18 protein-coding genes, 1 pseudogene and 1 other annotated feature are annotated in these 18,404 nt (G+C 50.2%); of the genes and pseudogenes, 17 read left to right on the forward strand and 2 right to left on the reverse strand.

Annotation, left to right across the window (positions count from 1 at the left end; genetic code table 11):
* The first annotated feature begins 1 nt into the window (after window position 1).
* The 8 genes from minD to KNP87_RS00680 all read left to right on the forward strand — a co-directional run bounded on the left by minD (window position 2) and on the right by KNP87_RS00680 (window position 6,508).
* Window positions 2-805 (forward strand): septum site-determining protein MinD, encoded by an 804-nt coding sequence (gene minD / locus KNP87_RS00645; protein WP_026832429.1) that lies wholly within the window; start codon window positions 2-4, stop codon window positions 803-805.
* Between the two features lie 63 nt (window positions 806-868).
* Complete coding sequence (locus KNP87_RS00650; RefSeq protein WP_119923261.1) at window positions 869-2,215, forward strand: ribonuclease E/G; 1,347 nt, start codon at window positions 869-871, stop codon at window positions 2,213-2,215.
* 69 nt (window positions 2,216-2,284) lie between these two features.
* Window positions 2,285-2,354 (forward strand) — a sequence feature (ribosomal protein L21 leader region).
* Between the two features lie 15 nt (window positions 2,355-2,369).
* Window positions 2,370-2,678: a 50S ribosomal protein L21 gene (gene rplU, locus KNP87_RS00655; protein WP_012370978.1), complete on the forward strand. Its 309-nt coding sequence runs from the start codon at window positions 2,370-2,372 to the stop codon at window positions 2,676-2,678.
* 3 nt (window positions 2,679-2,681) lie between these two features.
* Entirely contained in the window at window positions 2,682-3,020 is a 339-nt protein-coding gene (locus tag KNP87_RS00660) for a ribosomal-processing cysteine protease Prp (RefSeq protein ID WP_214720565.1), read from the forward strand.
* Between the two features lie 14 nt (window positions 3,021-3,034).
* Window positions 3,035-3,313, forward strand: coding sequence for a 50S ribosomal protein L27 (rpmA, locus tag KNP87_RS00665; protein ID WP_012370976.1), 279 nt, complete (start codon window positions 3,035-3,037; stop codon window positions 3,311-3,313).
* A 69-nt stretch (window positions 3,314-3,382) separates the two neighbouring features.
* Window positions 3,383-3,868, forward strand: a complete 486-nt coding sequence (locus KNP87_RS00670) for a Spo0B domain-containing protein (RefSeq protein WP_026832432.1) — start codon at window positions 3,383-3,385, stop codon at window positions 3,866-3,868.
* 15 nt (window positions 3,869-3,883) lie between these two features.
* A complete protein-coding gene (gene obgE, locus KNP87_RS00675) occupies window positions 3,884-5,179 on the forward strand; it encodes a GTPase ObgE (RefSeq protein WP_026832433.1) in 1,296 nt (431 codons plus the stop codon).
* Between the two features lie 48 nt (window positions 5,180-5,227).
* Window positions 5,228-6,508, forward strand: coding sequence for a hemolysin family protein (locus KNP87_RS00680; RefSeq protein ID WP_214720566.1), 1,281 nt, complete (start codon window positions 5,228-5,230; stop codon window positions 6,506-6,508).
* A gap of 86 nt (window positions 6,509-6,594) precedes the next feature.
* On the opposite strand, the gene KNP87_RS00685 is transcribed toward KNP87_RS00680, so the two are convergent.
* Both KNP87_RS00685 and KNP87_RS00690 read right to left on the reverse strand, forming a co-directional pair.
* Complete coding sequence (locus tag KNP87_RS00685; RefSeq protein WP_119923259.1) at window positions 6,595-7,137, reverse strand: transcription repressor NadR; 543 nt, start codon at window positions 7,135-7,137, stop codon at window positions 6,595-6,597.
* A 19-nt stretch (window positions 7,138-7,156) separates the two neighbouring features.
* Entirely contained in the window at window positions 7,157-8,248 is a 1,092-nt protein-coding gene (locus tag KNP87_RS00690; protein WP_214720567.1) for a cysteine desulfurase family protein, read from the reverse strand.
* A 96-nt stretch (window positions 8,249-8,344) separates the two neighbouring features.
* Between KNP87_RS00690 and KNP87_RS00695 the strand changes: the two genes are divergently transcribed.
* The 9 genes and pseudogenes from KNP87_RS00695 (at window position 8,345) to secD (ending at window position 18,365) form a co-directional block, all read left to right on the forward strand.
* Window positions 8,345-9,772 carry an L-aspartate oxidase gene (locus KNP87_RS00695; protein WP_214720568.1) on the forward strand — a complete coding sequence of 476 codons (1,428 nt, stop codon included), beginning with the start codon at window positions 8,345-8,347 and terminating at the stop codon, window positions 9,770-9,772.
* Window positions 9,741-10,583 carry a carboxylating nicotinate-nucleotide diphosphorylase gene (gene nadC, locus KNP87_RS00700; RefSeq protein ID WP_214720569.1) on the forward strand — a complete coding sequence of 281 codons (843 nt, stop codon included), beginning with the start codon at window positions 9,741-9,743 and terminating at the stop codon, window positions 10,581-10,583. The genes KNP87_RS00695 and nadC overlap by 32 nt, the downstream gene beginning before the upstream one ends.
* Window positions 10,573-11,670, forward strand: coding sequence for a quinolinate synthase NadA (gene nadA / locus KNP87_RS00705; protein ID WP_214720570.1), 1,098 nt, complete (start codon window positions 10,573-10,575; stop codon window positions 11,668-11,670). Before nadC ends, nadA begins: the two co-directional genes overlap by 11 nt.
* Window positions 11,671-11,856: 186 nt before the next feature.
* Window positions 11,857-12,450 carry a Holliday junction branch migration protein RuvA gene (gene ruvA / locus KNP87_RS00710; RefSeq protein WP_026827827.1) on the forward strand — a complete coding sequence of 198 codons (594 nt, stop codon included), beginning with the start codon at window positions 11,857-11,859 and terminating at the stop codon, window positions 12,448-12,450.
* Between the two features lie 4 nt (window positions 12,451-12,454).
* Window positions 12,455-13,450 (forward strand): Holliday junction branch migration DNA helicase RuvB, encoded by a 996-nt coding sequence (gene ruvB / locus KNP87_RS00715; protein ID WP_026832440.1) that lies wholly within the window; start codon window positions 12,455-12,457, stop codon window positions 13,448-13,450.
* A gap of 2 nt (window positions 13,451-13,452) precedes the next feature.
* On the forward strand, window positions 13,453-14,496 hold the full coding sequence (queA, locus tag KNP87_RS00720; RefSeq protein ID WP_214720571.1) for a tRNA preQ1(34) S-adenosylmethionine ribosyltransferase-isomerase QueA: 1,044 nt from the start codon (window positions 13,453-13,455) through the stop codon (window positions 14,494-14,496).
* Complete coding sequence (tgt, locus tag KNP87_RS00725) at window positions 14,493-15,638, forward strand: tRNA guanosine(34) transglycosylase Tgt (protein WP_014970892.1); 1,146 nt, start codon at window positions 14,493-14,495, stop codon at window positions 15,636-15,638. The genes queA and tgt overlap by 4 nt, the downstream gene beginning before the upstream one ends.
* A gap of 71 nt (window positions 15,639-15,709) precedes the next feature.
* Window positions 15,710-16,000, forward strand: coding sequence for a preprotein translocase subunit YajC (gene yajC / locus KNP87_RS00730; RefSeq protein WP_014970891.1), 291 nt, complete (start codon window positions 15,710-15,712; stop codon window positions 15,998-16,000).
* Between the two features lie 153 nt (window positions 16,001-16,153).
* A pseudogene (secD, locus tag KNP87_RS00735) lies at window positions 16,154-18,365 on the forward strand (protein translocase subunit SecD).
* Window positions 18,366-18,404: the final 39 nt, after the last annotated feature.

Raw genomic sequence — 18,404 nt, forward strand, 5'->3', positions numbered from 1 at the left:
TGTGGGTCGTGCCATCGTCGTCACATCTGGTAAAGGTGGCGTCGGTAAAACGACGACGACGGCGAACATCGGTACAGCGCTTGCGCTGATGGGACATTCGGTTTGCCTTGTCGATACAGATATCGGTCTTCGGAATCTGGATATCGTACTCGGACTGGATAACCGCAGTATCTATAACATCGTTGACGTCGTGACAGGACAATGTAAATTGCATCAAGCCCTCGTTCGTGATAAACGTTTTGAAGAGATGTACCTGTTACCTGCTGCCCAGTCCAAGGATAAGTCATCCGTCACACCGGAACAGGTAAAGGCGATCATTGATACACTGAAGTTGGAGTATGATTTTGTCCTGATTGATTGCCCGGCCGGCATCGAGCAAGGATTCATGAATGCGATCGCGGGAGCGGATGAAGCCGTCATCGTCACGACGCCGGAAAAAGCAGCGGTTCAGGATGCAGACCGGATCATCGGGATGCTCGAACGATCAGAGCGGAAAATCGTTCCGAAACTGGTGGTCAACCGGGTTCGCTCACACATGATGGCGTCCGGCGACATGCTCGACATTGATGAAATCATGCGTATTTTATCGATTGACCTCCTCGGATTGATCGTTGATGACGAAGAAGTCATCGCCGCATCGCACCGCGGTGTACCGGTGACGATGAACCCGGATAATCGGGCAGGTCTCGGTTACCGGAACATCACCCGCCGGATTCTTGGAGAATCGGTACCGCTGCTTGATATCATGGAGCAGCCTCAAAAAGGATTTTTCGTTAAACTGAAAAAAATGCTTGGCATGAAATAAGAAGGGGAAAATAGACTAGAAGGGCTTTTATGCTTCTAGTCTATTTTTCATGGAGGAATCGAGATGAAATGGATTAGTGAACAAACCCCGTCCTTGGAACGGGTCGCCTTAGTGGAAGGCGGGCGTGTCGTCGAATACCATGAACGGATGCGCGATGAGATCCGCGTCGGGACGTTGCTTCACGCAAAAGTCGATCGGTTACATCCGACGCTCGGTGCGGCGTTCTTAGTGGCGACTGACGGCACCCCGCTTTATTTACCGATCAATGAGACGCTGGAAGCCTTGCGGCGTTATCCGGACGTGCCGACGATCGGACAGGCGGTTCAGGTCGGACAGACACTACTCGTCCAAGTCGTCAAAGAAGGAGCGGCACCAAAACAGCATAAGGTGACACAAAACATCACCTATGGCGGACGTTTTCTTGTCTACTTCCCATACGGGCGGCGTGTCCGTTTCAGCCGGAAGCTGGATGTAGTCGTCCAGCAGCAGTTGGCGAAACGAGTGACACTGGATGAGACGGAAGGCCTTCTCTACCGGACGGAATCGGCACAAGCGGAAGGGACGGTCCTTGAAGCCGAACTGAAACAGTTGCGTGCGCGTCACGGGAAGATGGTCGAGCAGATGACGCTTGAGCAGGATGAGTCGTTGATCGTGCAGGAAGCAAAACGGCTGGCACATGTCGAAGAAGCGCTCGTGACGAGCCGGATCGATAAGGAACGGCTCGAACAGATGGGCTTGCGTGTCGAACGGCCGGTCATGAAAGGACGTCTCCCGGCGATGGAGCAAGTCGACCGGGCGATTGACAAGGCGTTGGATAAAGTCGTGTGGTTAGAGGGCGGCGCTTACCTGCTGATTGAAGAAGTGGAGACGATGACGGTCATCGACATCAACAGCGGCAAGACGATTTCTGTTAAAGAACAAAAACGGACGTTTGATCAGATCAACGAAGCAGCAGCGGTGGAAATCATGCGTCAACTGCGTCTGCGGAACATCAGCGGCATGATTGCCGTCGATTTCCTGCGGGGGTCGAGTAAAGGACAGACCCGTGTGACGCAACTGTTAAAAGAACGGGCGGCGCATGAGTCGAAACAGATTGAAATCCATGGATTTACGAAGATGGGATTATGTGAACTGACACGGCAACGCCATGGGAAGTCCTTACTCGAACGATCGCTCGAGCAAGGAAAACCGTCCCGGATTGCGATTCACCGGCAACTCGAACCGAAGCTGCTCGAAATTGCGACCTATGCAGAAGCCGCCGTCGTACGGGCACCACTCGATTCGCTCAGTCCACTTTTCCTTCAAGAAAGTCCGGTCGAACTTGTGCTTGTGGAAGGGGAAACAGGTATTTTGTTTACAGGCACAAAAGCCGACTGTGACGATTTCGTCAAAAGACAATCAGAATCCTGACAGAACGTTATTGACAACAGTCAACATCGTTTGGTATTCTGAATAACGTTAGTTCGTTTGGAAGCACCCAAATGACTACAACCGCACAGACCGGGTCATAAAGCATACGCTGCCCGTGATGGCGAGTCTGAGTTCCTAAGAGGAGGTGCACGTAATGTACGCAATTATTAAAACTGGTGGTAAACAAGTTAAAGTCGAAGCTGGCCAAGAAATCTACGTTGAGAAATTAAACGCAGACGTCGACAGCACAGTAGAATTCGGTGAAGTCTTGATCCTTGGTGGTGACGATGTTAAAGTCGGCGCTCCACTCGTAGAAGGTGCGAAGGTCGTAGCAACGGTCATCAAACACGCTCGCGCGAAAAAGATCACTGTCTTCAAAATGAAAGCTAAAAAGAACTACCGTCGTAAGCAAGGTCACCGTCAACCTTACACGAAGGTCCGCATCGAGAAAATCGAAGCGTAAGCCATGATACGTGTCAAGATTCGACGAGATGAAGCGGAGTTAATCCGCTCCATCGAAGTGACAGGACATGCCGAATTTGCTGAGCCTGGTTTGGATTTAGTCTGTGCCGGCACATCAAGTGTGATCTTCGGGGCATACAATGCCATCGAATCACTCCTCGGGCAGGTCCTGCTCCTTGAAATGGCAGAACAACAAGAAGGTGGCTACTTTTATGTAGAACCGTATGCTGATTTAGCACCGGAAGTCAGCGAACGCACCCAATTGTTACTGGAAGCGACATTGGTCCAACTCGGAACCATCGCTGAAAGTTACGGTGAGTATATCCAACTTGAACAAATATAGGAGGTGGATTCCACATGTTGAAACTTAATCTTCAGTTCTTCGCATCGAAAAAAGGGGTAGGTTCGACAAAGAACGGTCGTGACTCGCAATCGAAACGCCTTGGGGCGAAACGTGCAGACGGTCAAACTGTTTCTGCTGGTTCAATCCTCTACCGCCAACGCGGTACGAAGATTCACCCAGGTATGAACGTCGGACGTGGTGGCGATGATACACTTTTCGCAACTGCAACTGGTGTCGTTCGTTTCGAACGTCTCGGACGCGACAAAAAACAAGTCAGCGTTTACCCAGCATAAGTGATCGATGAAGCAGACTCTAGCCACTTTCAGGGGTTAGGGTCTGTTTTTTTTAGGAGGGAACGACTGATGAAGGATGAGCAGGTACTGGATCTTTTGAAGTCACTTCGTCACGAATGGTTGAATCGATTGCAACTCGTTCGTTCATACAGCGCGATGGGTGACGAGGCGGCTGTTGAATCGATCTGTTCAGTCTACCGGGAGCAAGCGTCACGAGAAGGACGACTCTCCTTGATTGAATTGCCGAAAACAGCGCTCACACTGCAACGAGCGGATTGGACAGGTTTAACTGTCGAATATGATGTGATTGAGAAACCAAAGCAGATCGATGATTCGCGTCTTGCGACCGTCATTGAAGCTGCGCTTGACATGATAGAAGTGGGAAATGGAGAAGTATCCGTAACCTTTCATGAGGGCGTGACCATCGAGATCTATCGGGATCTACTAGATATGTCGCGCCTTAAAGATCTAGTGACGCCGATGGAGATCGAGTCACAGACGGAACATGAGTGTGTGATCGAAATCGAAAGTCTTCCTGTAGAGGAAGAACAGTAATAGGAGGGATCTGACATGTTTGTCGATCAGGTAAATATTTATGTAAAAGCAGGAGATGGAGGACGCGGACAAGTTGCGTTCCGTCGTGAAAAATATGTTCCAGACGGTGGTCCTGCCGGAGGAGATGGCGGGCACGGTGCTCACGTCGTTCTCGAAGTGGATGAAGGACTCCGGACCTTGATGGATTTCCGTTACAAACGTCACTTCAAAGCCGTCCAAGGTGAAAACGGGATGTCGAAAGGAATGCACGGTCGTAAAGCCGAGCATCTCGTCGTCAAGGTTCCACCAGGTACGGTCGTGTATGATGACGATACGGATGCAGTCATCGCCGATCTCGTCCACCACGGACAACAAGCGATCGTCGCAAAAGGCGGACGCGGAGGACGTGGGAACTCACGTTTCGCGACACCAGCCAACCCGGCTCCGGAACATGCGGAAAACGGGGAACCAGGTGAAGAGAAGTATTTGAAACTCGAATTGAAAATGCTGGCGGATGTCGGACTCGTCGGATTCCCGAGTGTCGGGAAATCAACGATGCTTTCGATCGTCTCAGCGGCGCGCCCGAAAATCGGAGCGTATCACTTCACGACAATCACACCAAACATCGGAGTGGTCGAAACAGAAGACAGCCGGAGCTTCGTCATGGCCGATCTACCGGGTCTGATTGAAGGCGCAAGCGAAGGGGTTGGTCTTGGTCACCAATTCTTACGTCACGTCGAACGGACAAAAGTCATCGTCCACGTCATCGATATGAGCGGGATGGAAGGCCGCGATCCGATTGACGATTACAACATCATCAATAAAGAGCTTGCCGACTATAACCTGCGTTTGACAGAACGACCACAAGTCGTCGTCGCAAACAAAATGGATATGCCGGATGCAGAAGCCAATCTGGAAGCCTTCAAGGAAGCATTCCCTGACTTGGAAGTATTCGCGATTTCAGCTGCGACGCGTCAAGGGTTACGGGACCTCTTATTCCGGATTGCAGATCTTGTGGATGCGACGCCTGAATTCGGTCTGGAAGAGCTCGAAGAGAAAACAGCGACACCACGTGTCGTCTACGGATATGAAGCACCGGAAGCTGGATTTACGATCTCGAAAGATGAAGATGATTGCTTCGTCATCAAAGGACCACGGATTGAGAAACTGTTTACGATGACAAACTTCATGCGTGAAGAGTCGATCAAACGTTTTGCGCGGACGTTGCGTCAAATGGGTGTCGACGAAGAGCTTCGTAAAATGGGTGCGATTGACGGCGACGTCGTTCGAATCCGTGACTTCGAATTCGAATTCATCGAGTCGTCGTTCTAATCGAAACGGTCAAACAAGATTATTTGAGAAATGGAGTGTGAGAGCATCGTGGACCCACTTCCCGCGATTCAGTTCATCTGGTTCTTCGTCTTACTAGTTATTTCAGCATTCTTTTCGTCTTCTGAAACAGCCTTATCTAGTGCGAATCGGTTACGGATCTTACATCAGTCGGAAGAGGGCAACGCACGTGCGACACAAGCACTCCGTCTGTTACAACGTTATGAGGAGACGCTCACCGCCATCCTGATTGGAAATACACTGTCGAATCTAGGTGTAGCGATGATCGGCGGGTGGTTGGCGATGTCCTTGTCGACGGATTTATTGATGCAAATCAGCATCATTTTCCTGACGTTTTTGTTCATATTGTTGTTTGGGGAGTTAATTCCCAAATCGTATGCGCGAGAACATGCGGAAACGTATGTATTTTGGATCAGCAGTCCGCTTCATCTCTGTTTGGTCGTCTTCAAACCCTTCATTTTTGTATTCCTGAAGTTGCGACAAGCAGCATTAGTGCTGATTGGTGCCGATCCGAAAGGACCACTCGTCACGGAACAAGAACTCCGTGCGCTCGTTGATATCAGTGAAGAAGAAGGGATCATGAATCAAGCCAGTGCCGAAATCGTTCATCGTGCTGTCGATTTCAAGAATGTCACGGTCGAGGAAGCGTTGACACCCCGAACGGACATTCAGGCGATCGATATTGATGCGAGTTTTGATGACATCTTACAAGAAGTCCAAAAGGGTGGCTTTTCACGCTTGCCGGTCTATAAAGATTCCATCGATCACATCATCGGTGTCTTATCCGAACGTGATTTTTTACGTGAATTCGTAAAACACGGACGGGTGGAGATTCGAGAGCTGATTCGGCCTGTCTCATTTGTCGTTCCACAAACGCATATCATGGATCTTTTGCCCGAGTTAAAGGTAAAGCAGTCCCATATGGCGGTTGTACTGGACGAGTTTGGCGGGACGGCCGGACTCATCACGCTCGAGGACATCCTCGAAGAGCTGGTTGGTGAAATTTGGGATGAACACGATGAATCCCTGGAGTACACGAAACAAGTCGGAACGAATCGTTACGAGTGTCTCGCTGAATATGATATTGAAGACTTTTGTCATCAATTTGGTCTGACGATGCCGGAAACAGAAGCGCAATCACTTGGCGGATGGATTATGGAAGATGTCGGTCATATTCCGGAAGAGGGAACGCAGATGGTTTATCGACAAGTCACCTTGACTGTCTTACACGTCGAGAATCGTCGTGTTCGAACGGTCTTGGCAACATTTTTGGATGAACCACCTGTTGAGCCGATCGATGAGTCCGTCTAATTGAAACCATAAAAAAGGTCCATTCCGTAAAAAACGGGATGGACCTTTTTTGATATGCGCATTTGCACGGAATACATGAACTAAGATCAGACATCCAGTTCTGAAACGAGGATACCTAACCGGTCAAGGGCTTCAATCGCTGCGTCCAAAGCTTCTTCATTGTCGGCTTCGAGTGTATGGATATGGACACCATCTGTCAGGCTGGACAAGGGGGTAGCCTGTGTTTCTTCGAGCCGCTCAATCAAGGCGCGGACATCCCGCCGGCTTCTCAACATCAATTCACCTGTCAAAAACCCGTACACCGGATGTTCGACGATGACATCTCGCAAAATGACCCCTTCATCAACGATGGCATCACATTCGGCTTTTAATTGATCGTAACCGTGACGGCAGACGACTTTTCGAATCCGACGGGTTCCGTCGAGCGCCGGATCATTTAATAAGTATCCTCTGGCGGTCGCGACGACCGGATATCCTTTTGCTTTTAACAACGATAAGTCTTGGACGATGACCTGACGACTCACCCCTGCTTGCTTCGCAAGTTGTGTACCGGTAACCGGACGATCATTTTCTTGGATCATCCGCAGTAATCCTTGCCGGCGTTCTTCTCCGGACTGTCTTCTTTCCATGACGACTCCTGCCTTTCTCTTAATCTGATTCCTCCAGTGAACAAAGTACAGCGATACACTGATTGACTTCTTCGGTAGTGGTAGTGCGGCCAAAGCTCAGACGAATGAGTCCATGCGCGGCCGAATCTTCGTACCCGATCGCACGTAACGTCGCATTTGGACCATTTTCACCTGCCCGACAAGCGCTTCCTGCCGAGACGGCAATGCCGGCACGGTTCAGGGCAAGAAGGACGAATTGACCATCCCGTTGTTTTGTCCGGATGGCGCAAATCGAGTCGAGTTGCTGAGGCGATTCAATGATTTGATACCGAGTAGATGGAAGTCTTTTTTTTAGCATACCACGAAATCTTTTACTCGATGCCTGGATCTTCTGATTTTCATCGCGGTAACGCTGACACGCCATCAAGAATGCGGCGATCCCGGGGACGTCGACCGTGCCGGGACGAATCCCGAACTCATGATGGGATTCGTAATACGGACTGAATAACGGGCGCCGCAAGTAGACGGCGCCAAGACCTTTTGGACCGTAGACTTTATGACTGCTGATCGTATAGGCGTCGACATCTTTTAAACAGACGGGTTGCTTTAAAAATCCCTGAACTCCGTCACAATGAACCAAAATATTGTTTTGCCGACAAAATGCAGCGATCTCGGCGACCGGAAACACAAAACCGGTGTCGGAATTGACGTGTTGGACGGAGACGACACCGATGTCGTCCGTACAGGCCTCACGAAAGGCGTTCCAGTCAAATTCTCCTGTCGGTAACAAATTGATCGTCACCGTTTGACGGGCCAATCGTTTCAAGGGGAGCAGGACGGAATCGTGTTCCGAAGCAAGTGTCAAGACAGTTGTCTTCTTACTTTGACGAAGCAAATGGCTGAGCGCGATATAGTTTGCTTCTGAACCACTGCCGGTAAATAAGATATTTCCTTCGGTCAATTGGAGCCAATCGAGCAGTTGAGCACGGGCTTGATTTAATAATCGGAGAGCATCGTCCCCCGCGTCATGAAGTGAAGAACTGTTGCCATAGGCGGATTCTGCCGTTCTTTTGTATTGCTCTAACGCATCCGGATGGATGGGGGTCGTTGCAGCATGATCCAAATAAATCATCAGTTATCGTATCCTTTCATCTTGTCACTCAGCTAAAAATATGCCAAACTTATTGTCAAGTCAATAGTAAACAAATAATACAGAGGTGTAAAACAAATGTCTTTACATAAAGAAGTTGAAGTGGACTTATTAATTATCGGCACAGGACTGGCGGCAGTTTCGGTTGCCTTACATGTCCCGGCGTCCATGAACGTCCTGCTCGTCTCAAAAGGAAAGAAGACCGAGACGAACTCGATGCGGGCACAAGGCGGCATTGCGTCCGCCTATCTGGAACAGACTCCTCTCTCCCACCAAGCGGATACGATCCAAGCGGCAAAAGGACACACCGACGAGGAGATGATCACGTTCATTACAGAAGCCGGCCGGCATGTCATCACCGAACTGGAATCGTTTGGCGTGACCTTTGATCGGGACGCATCCGGACACTATGCACTCGGACGGGAAGGCGCCCACAGCCTGCCGCGGATTTTCCACAGCGGCGGCGATCAAACGGGTGAACGGATGATGACACATTTGTTGCAACAACTGCAGCACCCGATTTTGGAGGAGACAGTGGTGACGGAGCTGTTGATGAACGGTCAACAGGTTGTCGGAGCTGTTGGATACCAAGGCGAAAATCCGATGCGGATTTCCGCGCGAGCTGTAGTTCTGGCGACGGGAGGGATCGGCGGCTTGTTTCTGACGTCGACGAACGATCCGAGTCTGACCGGAGACGGTTTAGCACTTGCCAGCCAAGCGGGAGCCGAACTGGCCGACTTAGGATACATTCAGCACCATCCAACGGTCCTCGTCCATAACGGTAAAAGCCAAGGGTTGATCACAGAAGCCTTACGGGGAGCCGGGGCTTATTTGATGACAGCAGACGGTCGACGATTGATGGCTGACCATCCGCAAGGTGACTTAGCGGCACGGGACGAGGTGGCTGCCGTCATTACTGCAACGAGAAAAAACGAGCCGGTGTATTTGAATACGACCATGGTTCAGGCGATCGATCAACGATTCCCGACGTTTGTTGAAAAATGTGAATCATTGAACATATCGCCTGATCTCGTCGAAGTGACGACAGGTGTTCATTTCTTGATGGGTGGAATCAAGACGGATCAAACGGGACGGACGACGGTGCCCGGCTTGTATGCGGTCGGGGAGACGGCTTCAACCGGTTTGCACGGGAAAAACCGTCTCGCTTCGAACTCGCTTCTCGAGTGTTTTGTGGTTGGAAAACAACTGGCTCAGCAGCTTCAGCTATCGGAGCGACAACCATTGCCGAACAGACGTGTACAGGACGACGAAACCCGTGCTGTCGAATCCTTGCTGACTGAGGTTCTGCAGGTGAATCTGCATGAAAAATTGCTCGAGGATGCCCTGCGAACAATCGAGCTGTCGTCAGACGGTCAGTGGACAGGACGGCAAGCAGAAATCAATCAGTTAAAAACGAGGACGGCCCGGTTGTTGTTAGAAGGGGCGATCCGACGCGTAAAAGGAGAACAAGTACATGAACAAATGGTTACTGCGACAACAACTTGAAGGATTTTTAACGGAAGACATCGGTCATCAAGATGTGACCAGTGAAGTGTGTCTAACCGGAAACGAGCAGGGGGTCGGACGATTCATCGCTAAAGAAGCCGGCGTCTTTTGCGGCGAGCTCGTTTTAACCGAACTTGCAGCGTTGCTCGGAGTGAGGCAGGAGCTTTTAGTCAAGGATGGACAAGCGATTGAACAGGGACAAGTCCTTGCCCGGTGGTCCGGACATTTGCGATCAATCTTGACGGGCGAACGGGTCGCCTTGAATCTGATTCAACGCACATCAGGAATTGCGACGCTGACACATCAGGCGGTCCGACAAGCGGCGGGACACGTTCGAATCTCAGACACCCGGAAGACGACACCCGGATTGCGGATGCTTGAGAAACATGCCGTCCGGATCGGTGGAGGATTTAACCACCGAGGGCGCCTCGATGACGCAGTCATGATTAAGGACAATCACATCACGGTCGCCGGATCGATTACGGCAGCCGTGGAACGGGCGAAACGACAGATTGGTCATACGACACCAATCGAGGTCGAGGTCGAGACAGCGGATGAAGTCGAAGAAGCAGTGGCGGCAAACGTGGATATCATCATGCTCGACAACCGTTCGCCGGAAGAGGTCAAGGTGTTACGGCAACGCATACCGGCTCACATCACCGTCGAATTGTCGGGTGGGATTACCCTCGACACGTTACCCGCTTATTGTCAGACCGGTGCCGATTACATCTCGCTTGGTGCGTTGACGCATTCAGCGCCCGCACTGGATATCAGTATGAAAATCGTAGGAGGAAAAAAAGATGAAGCTTGATTTGTTTACCGATAACGGCATTCCGAAAACGTATTTGGCGAAATCAGATGCAGAGCTGATTGCTGTGATTGAAGGTGTGAAATCCCGCATGGGCAGTCGATTATTTTTACCGGCCCATCATTATCAAAAAGATGAAGTCGTCCAGTTTGCCGATGCGACAGGAGATTCGCTTCAGCTCGCGCAGATCGCGAAAAAGATGACAGCGGCGGAGTATACCGTGTTTTGCGGCGTTCATTTCATGGCGGAGACGGCAGATATGCTGACCGCGAGTGACCACACGGTCGTCTTGCCGGATATGCGGGCCGGATGTTCGATGGCCGACATGGCAAATGGTTTTCAGACGGAACGTGCCTATGAGATTTTATCGGAGCGTCTCAAACGTTCCATTCTCCCGTTGACGTATGTCAATTCAACGGCGGAAATCAAAGCGTTTGTAGGTCGCCACGGTGGCGCGACCGTCACTTCGTCCAATGCCGTCCGGATGGTCGAATGGGCGCTTGCGGAACGAGAGATTTTGTTTTTCCTGCCGGATCAACATCTGGGCCGGAACACGGCGCATGAACTGGGCGTTCCGCTTGAACAGATGGCGGTCTGGGATCCGATTGCGGATGAGCTGTTGTTTGACGGCGCAGATGACGAGATTCGGGTCATCCTTTGGAAGGGTCATTGTTCGGTCCATGAAAAGTTCACCGTCGGTCAAATCGAGCAATTCCGGAAGTCAGAACCCGATCGGACGATTCTCGTCCATCCGGAATGTTCGTTTGAAGTCGTCGCGGCTTCTGATTTGAACGGTTCGACAGCGTACATCATTCAGCAGATTGAACAGGCAGAACCGGGAACGAAATGGGCGATCGGAACAGAAATGAATCTGGTACAACGCTTGGCAAAAGATCACCCGGAGCTCGATATCGTCTCGTTGAATCCCTTCATGTGTCCGTGCCTGACGATGAACCGGATTGATTTACCGCACCTTGCGTGGTCACTTGTTCAGATCGAAGCAGGAGAGCCGGTCAACATCATCACAGTGGATTCGGAGACAACCCGGTATGCGGTCCTAGCGCTTGAGCGGATGCTCGAACGTTCTTAAAATCAAGTCATATAAAAGTCGTTTTAGACAGGCGAGGATGGTAGATTTAAAATCTACCATCCTCGCTTTTTCATATGACTATTTAGATTGCGCGATTGCTACGTTTACGGAATTACGTTTTGAAGAGCTTCCTCGTTATATGCTACAATAACACGAGAGTTTGTTAATGGATGGGAGCGTTCTAAAGTGATAGAATTCGTACGCGGCGAAGTCGCTTATGTCTGTGCGGAATTCGTGACGATCGAGGTCGGGGGGATTGGCTACAAAATCGTAGCACCGAACCCGTTTTTTTATCGGACCGGAGACGAACAGGTTATCGTATATACGTATCATTATGTCAGAGAAGATCAGGAAGTATTGTTCGGATTCCGTTCCCGACGCGAGCGGGCACTGTTCACGAAATTACTCGGTGTGACCGGCATTGGTCCAAAAGGGTCACTTGCCATCGTGGCATCCGGAGACGTGGACGCACTCGTTGAAGCGATTGAACAGGAAAAGGAAAGTTATTTGATTAAGTTCCCGGGTGTCGGTAAAAAGACAGCAAAACAGATGACCCTTGATTTAAAAGGCAAATTGGCTGAACTGGCACCGGATTATATCCCGAGCGAAGGTTTGTTTGCGCAAGGAAACGCCGAGTTGAACGAAGCATGCGAAGCCTTGACGGCACTTGGTTACAGCGATCGGGAAGTCGAAAAAGTCAAAAAAGCGCTCCAAGGCGAAGTACTGTCGACCGACCAATATGTGAAACGGGCGTTACAGCTGTTATTGAATGTGAGGTGAGGATATGGAAGAGCGTATTTTGTCAGAATCTGCCCACGCAGAAGATCAAGAAGAGTGGAGTTTACGTCCACAGACGCTGGATCAGTACATCGGTCAAGAAAAGGCGAAGGGCAATTTGAGTGTCTTCATCCAAGCGGCAAAAATCCGTCAGGAAACGCTGGATCACGTGTTGTTATATGGTCCGCCGGGACTTGGGAAGACGACGCTTGCGACCATCATCGCCAATGAGATGGGGGTCGGGATCAAGACGACAGCCGGACCGGCGATTGAGCGGCCGGGAGATTTGGCAGCCATTCTCTCCTCGCTTGAACCGGGAGATGTCTTGTTCATCGATGAGATTCACCGTCTGAGCCGCTCGATTGAAGAAATTTTATATCCGGCGATGGAAGACTACTGTCTCGACATCGTCATCGGTCAAGGTGAACTGGCACGAAGCGTCCGGATTGATTTACCACCGTTTACGCTCGTCGGCGCAACGACGCGGGCCGGTATGTTATCGGCACCGCTCCGTGACCGATTTGGTGTGACGCTGAAACTCGAGTATTATACGATGCCGGAATTGTCAGCCATCGTCACGCGGACGTCCCGCTTGTTTGGCTTTGAAGCGGACCGGATGGCAGCAGAAGCGATTGCGCTCCGCTCACGTGGGACACCCCGTGTCGCGAACCGTCTCTTACGGCGGGTCCGTGACTTTGCTCAGGTCGCCCATCAAACCGCAATTGACGCGACACTGGCAACGAGTGCGCTGGATCGTCTGCATGTCGACGCGCTCGGACTCGATGACGTTGATCACCGGTTGTTACGTTCGCTTGCCGAACGGTTTGCGGGTGGTCCGGTCGGTCTTGAGACGATTGCTGCGACAATCGGTGAGGATGCGCAGACGATCGAAGACGTCTACGAACCGTATTTGCTTCAACAGGGATTTTTACAACGGACACCACGCGGACGTGTCTTGACGCCGTTTGCACGGCAACATTTAGGATTGAAAGAAGGAAATTAAAGATGGATGTAAATTTATTTGATTTTCATTTACCAGAAGAACAGATTGCTCAAGTCCCGCTGCTCGACCGGACCAGTTCGAAATTGATGGTCATCAACCGGGAGACGGGTGCTCTTCGTCACGAGAAGTTCCATGACATCGTGTCACACTTCAACGCAGGGGATACGCTTGTCATCAACGATACAAAAGTCTTACCGGCCCGTTTGTTCGGCGTCAAGGAAGAGACGGGTGGTAAAATTGAACTGTTGTTGCTCAAACAGACGAGTGATGATGTTTGGGAGACCCTCGCGAAACCTGCGAAACGGGTTAAACCGGGAACCGTGCTGTCATTTGGCGACGGTTTACTGCGGGCAGAATGTATGGAAGCCCTCGAGGACGGCGGACGGATCTTGAAGTTTTCCTATACAGGGATCTTTTACGAAGTACTCGATCAGTTGGGAACGATGCCGTTGCCACCGTACATCCATGAACAATTGGAAGACCAGGACCGTTATCAGACGGTCTATGCCCGGGAACGGGGGAGTGCGGCAGCCCCGACAGCAGGACTTCACTTTACGCCGGAATTGTTGCAAGCGTTGATGGACAAAGGGGTCAAGCTCGCGCCATTAACCCTGCACGTCGGACTCGGCACGTTCCGACCGGTTTCGGTCGATGATGTCGACAGCCACAAGATGCACAGTGAATACTATGAGTTGCCGGAATCGTCGGCACAAATTTTACGGGACACCCGTAAGAACGGCGGCCGGATCATCGCTGTCGGAACGACATCGACGCGGACACTCGAGACCGTCATTCGGGATCATGGTGATTTCGTCGAAGCCTCCGGTTGGACGGATATTTTCATCTATCCCGGTCAAGAGATCAAAGGAATTGACGGATTGATCACGAACTTCCACTTACCCAAGTCGACATTGATCATGCTCGTATCCGCGTTGTCGACACGCGAACACATCTTACATGCCTATGAAGAAGCCGTTGCGCAAGGATACCGATTCTTTAGTTTCGGAGACGCAATGTTCTTAACGAGAGAGGAATTAAACCGATGACAAAACATGCAGTAACTTACGAACACATCAAAACCTGTAAACAATCCGGTGCGCGGTTAGGAATCGTCCATACGCCGCACGGTAGTTTCGAAACACCCGTCTTCATGCCGGTCGGAACACAAGCAACGGTCAAGACGATGGCGCCGGAACAAATCAAGGATATGAATGCCAACATCATCCTTTCGAACACGTACCATCTCTGGGTCCGTCCTGGCCACGATGTCATTAAAGAAGCCGGCGGATTGCACAAATTCATGAACTGGGACGGGGCGATTTTAACCGATTCCGGTGGTTTCCAAGTCTTTTCGCTCGCCGATTTACGTAACATCACGGAAGAAGGCGTCCATTTCCGCAATCACTTGAACGGCGATAAGTTGTTCCTGTCACCGGAAAAAGCAATGGAGATTCAGAACGCCCTCGGTTCGGACATCATGATGGCGTTTGACGAATGTCCGCCGTTCCCGGCTTCTCATGAATACATGAAAGCATCTGTCGAACGGACAAGCCGTTGGGCGGAACGTTGCCTTGCTGCACACGAACGTCCGCAAGATCAAGCGTTGTTCGGCATCATCCAAGGTGGCGAGTATGAAGACTTACGCCGTCAGAGTGCACGTGACCTCGCGTCGCTTGATTTCCCGGGCTATGCCGTTGGTGGATTGTCGGTTGGAGAACCGAAAGACGTCATGTACCGCGCACTTGATTTTACGACACCACTCATGCCGGAAGACAAACCGCGTTACTTGATGGGAGTCGGTTCACCGGACGCCTTGATTGAAGGTGCGATTCGCGGGATTGATATGTTCGACTGTGTCTTACCGACACGGATTGCACGAAACGGAACCTTGATGACATCAAGCGGACGCCTCGTCGTCCGAAATGCCAAGTATGCCCGTGATTTCCGTCCGCTCGACGAAAAATGTGATTGCTATGCGTGTAAGAATTACTCACGTGCTTACATTCACCACTTGATCCGGGCGCAAGAAACATTTGGTCTGCACCTCTGTTCGACACACAATCTTCACTTCCTCGTCAAGTTGATGGAAGGCGTTCGTCAAGCGATTCGTGAAGATCGTCTGCTTGATTTTAAAGACGAATTCTTTGAAGAATACGGTTATAATTTGCCGAACGCGAAGAATTTCTGATAAATGGTCTGACAATTCTATTCTTTTTACGGTATAATGAACGTGATTTGAATGAAAAGGAGCTGACTCAGATGCAACAATTATTGACATTCCTCCCGATGATCTTGATCTTCGTGGTGTTTTATTTCTTGTTGATTCGTCCACAGAACAAACGCCAGAAGCAAGTGCGTGAGATGCAAACCCAGTTATCACGCGGTGACTCGATCGTGACGATCGGTGGCCTTCATGGGGTCGTACAAAAAGTTGATGAGACAACGGTCACATTGAAATCGGGTAACGCGCAATTGACGTTTAACCGTAGTGCGGTCGCAGAAGTTACGAAAAAATCAACGACTGTCATGGACGACGAAATCGTCGAATAAGGCTAGAAACAGACGCTTTCCGAATTCGGGAGCGTCTTTTCTGTTTTTATACGAGAAAAACGATTGCTATAATTACCAGTTCTTATGTAAGCTAGGATAGGATAAGAAAGTTGTCTGAAAATATACTGGGATTGAGAGAAAGGACAATGTAGCATGATTAAGAAGGGAAAACTGGCCACGTTCTTTATCATCGTTGCCGCACTGCTCATACTGATCGGTACGACATCGACTTGGCTCCTGAAAGATACGAAGCTAGGTTTGGATTTAAAGGGCGGCTTTGAGGTCTTGTATGAAGTACAACCGCTGAAAGAAGGCGACGTCATCGATGCCAATGCGATGAGCGCGACGCTGACGGCAATCGAAAACCGGGTCAACGTGTTGGGTGTTTCGGAACCGGATATCCGGATCGAAGGAGACAACCGGATTCGTGTTCAATTAGCCGGCGTTAAAAACCAGAGTGAAGCACGTCAGATTTTATCTTCGACGGCTGAATTGTCGTTCCGCGACATCAACGACAAAGTGTTACTTGATGGATCGGATTTGAAGGCCAAAGGGGCGAAAGTCGGATATGATCCGCAAACAAACGCGCCGCTCGTCGAACTGACGATGAAATCAAAAGAAAAGTTCTATGAAGTGACACAACAAGTGTCGCAAATGCAACCACCAGCAAATCGTCTTGTCATCTGGCTGGATTATGAAAAAGGCGATACGTACGAAAAAGAGATTCAAAAAGAAAATTCGAAAATCGTCTCCGATGCATCGGTCCAACAGCCGATCAACTCGGATAAAGCGATCATCTCAGGTGGCGATATCACGGCAGAATACGGCAAACAACTGTCGTCGATCCTAAATGCCGGGGCACTTCCGGTTAAGCTTGATGAAATCTACTCGACGTCCGTCTCGGCCGCTTTTGGTCAAGACGCACTCGATCAGACGTTGTTCGCCTCGATGATCGGTGTCGCAGCCGTCTTCGTCTTCATGCTGTTGTTTTACCGGGTATCGGGTTTCGTGTCGATCATCACGTTACTGTTCTATATTTATCTCGTCATGATCTTCTTTAACGGAATCAATGCGGTTCTGACCTTACCGGGAATCGCGGCTCTCGTACTGGGTGTCGGGATGGCGGTAGATGCCAATATCATCACGGCAGAACGGATTAAAGATGAACTTCGCAGTGGGAAATCGGTCTTGTCGGCGTTTAAAGCCGGAAATCGTCGTTCATTCGGAACGATTCTTGACGCGAACTTAACGACGTTAATTTCGGCAGGCGTGTTGTATTACTTCGGGACGAGTACCGTCAAAGGCTTTGCGATCATGTTGATGGTCTCAATCGCCGTTACGTTCGTCACGAATGTTTTCATCTCCCGTTACTTGATGCAACTTCTCGTCAGCAGCCGATGGTTTGATAAGAAGAAAACCTGGTTTGGCGTAAAGGAGAGTGAAATTCGTGAACTTTAATCCAACGAAATTTGATTATATAAAACACCGGAAAATCTACTTTACGATTACGATCGCCTTAGTGTTGATTTCGGTTCTGTTGCTTGCCTTCCGCGGGTTAAACCTCGGGATCGACTTTACGGAAGGTACACGGGTCGAGATTGCTTCTGAGAACACGATCAAAGAAGCGGACGTCCGGTCCGTCATTGAAGACGCCGGCATCGATGCGGAGGAAATCAATGGGGTGCAGTTTGCGCAAGGTGGAAAACTCGCGAACGTGACATTTGTTGGTGAATTCAGCCAAGATCAGATTTCCGAAATGAAACAGGTCATTGAAGCCGAATACGGCAAAGAGCCAAGTATCTCGACGGTATCGGCACAAGTCGGTCAGGAAATTGCCCGCAACGCGATTTATGCCGTCTTGTTGGCTTCGCTCGGGATCGTCATCTACGTCTCATTCCGTTTCCAACCGCTTTATGGAATTGCGACGGTACTGGCCTTGCTCCATGATGCCTTGATGATCATTGCGTTCTTCTCGCTGTTCCAAATTGAAGTCAACTTGTACTTCATCGCCGCAGTCCTGACGATCATCGGGTATTCGGTTAACGATACGATTGTTACTTTTGACCGGGTCCGGGAAAATCTTGGACTGGCGGAAAAAGGCGGGCGTCAAGTCACGTTCAGTGAACTGTCGCATATCGTCAATGAGTCGATTCAACAAACGATTATTCGCTCGATCAATACCGTCGTGACCGTCATCATGACGGCCGCTGCCCTGTATATTTTCGGCAGTGAAGCGATCCGAGGATTCAGTCTTGCCTTGCTCGTCGGTTTGATCATGGGAATGTATTCGTCAATCTTCATCGCCGCTCAATTGTGGCTCGTGATGAAAGGGCGTACCCTTAAATCATCGAAACAAGCCTCGTAATCAGATCCGCGTTAGCTATCGCTAACGCGGGTTTTGTTT

The sequence above is a fragment of the Exiguobacterium sp. s192 genome, from assembly GCF_018618795.1.
Taxonomy (GTDB): domain Bacteria; phylum Bacillota; class Bacilli; order Exiguobacteriales; family Exiguobacteriaceae; genus Exiguobacterium_A; species Exiguobacterium_A undae.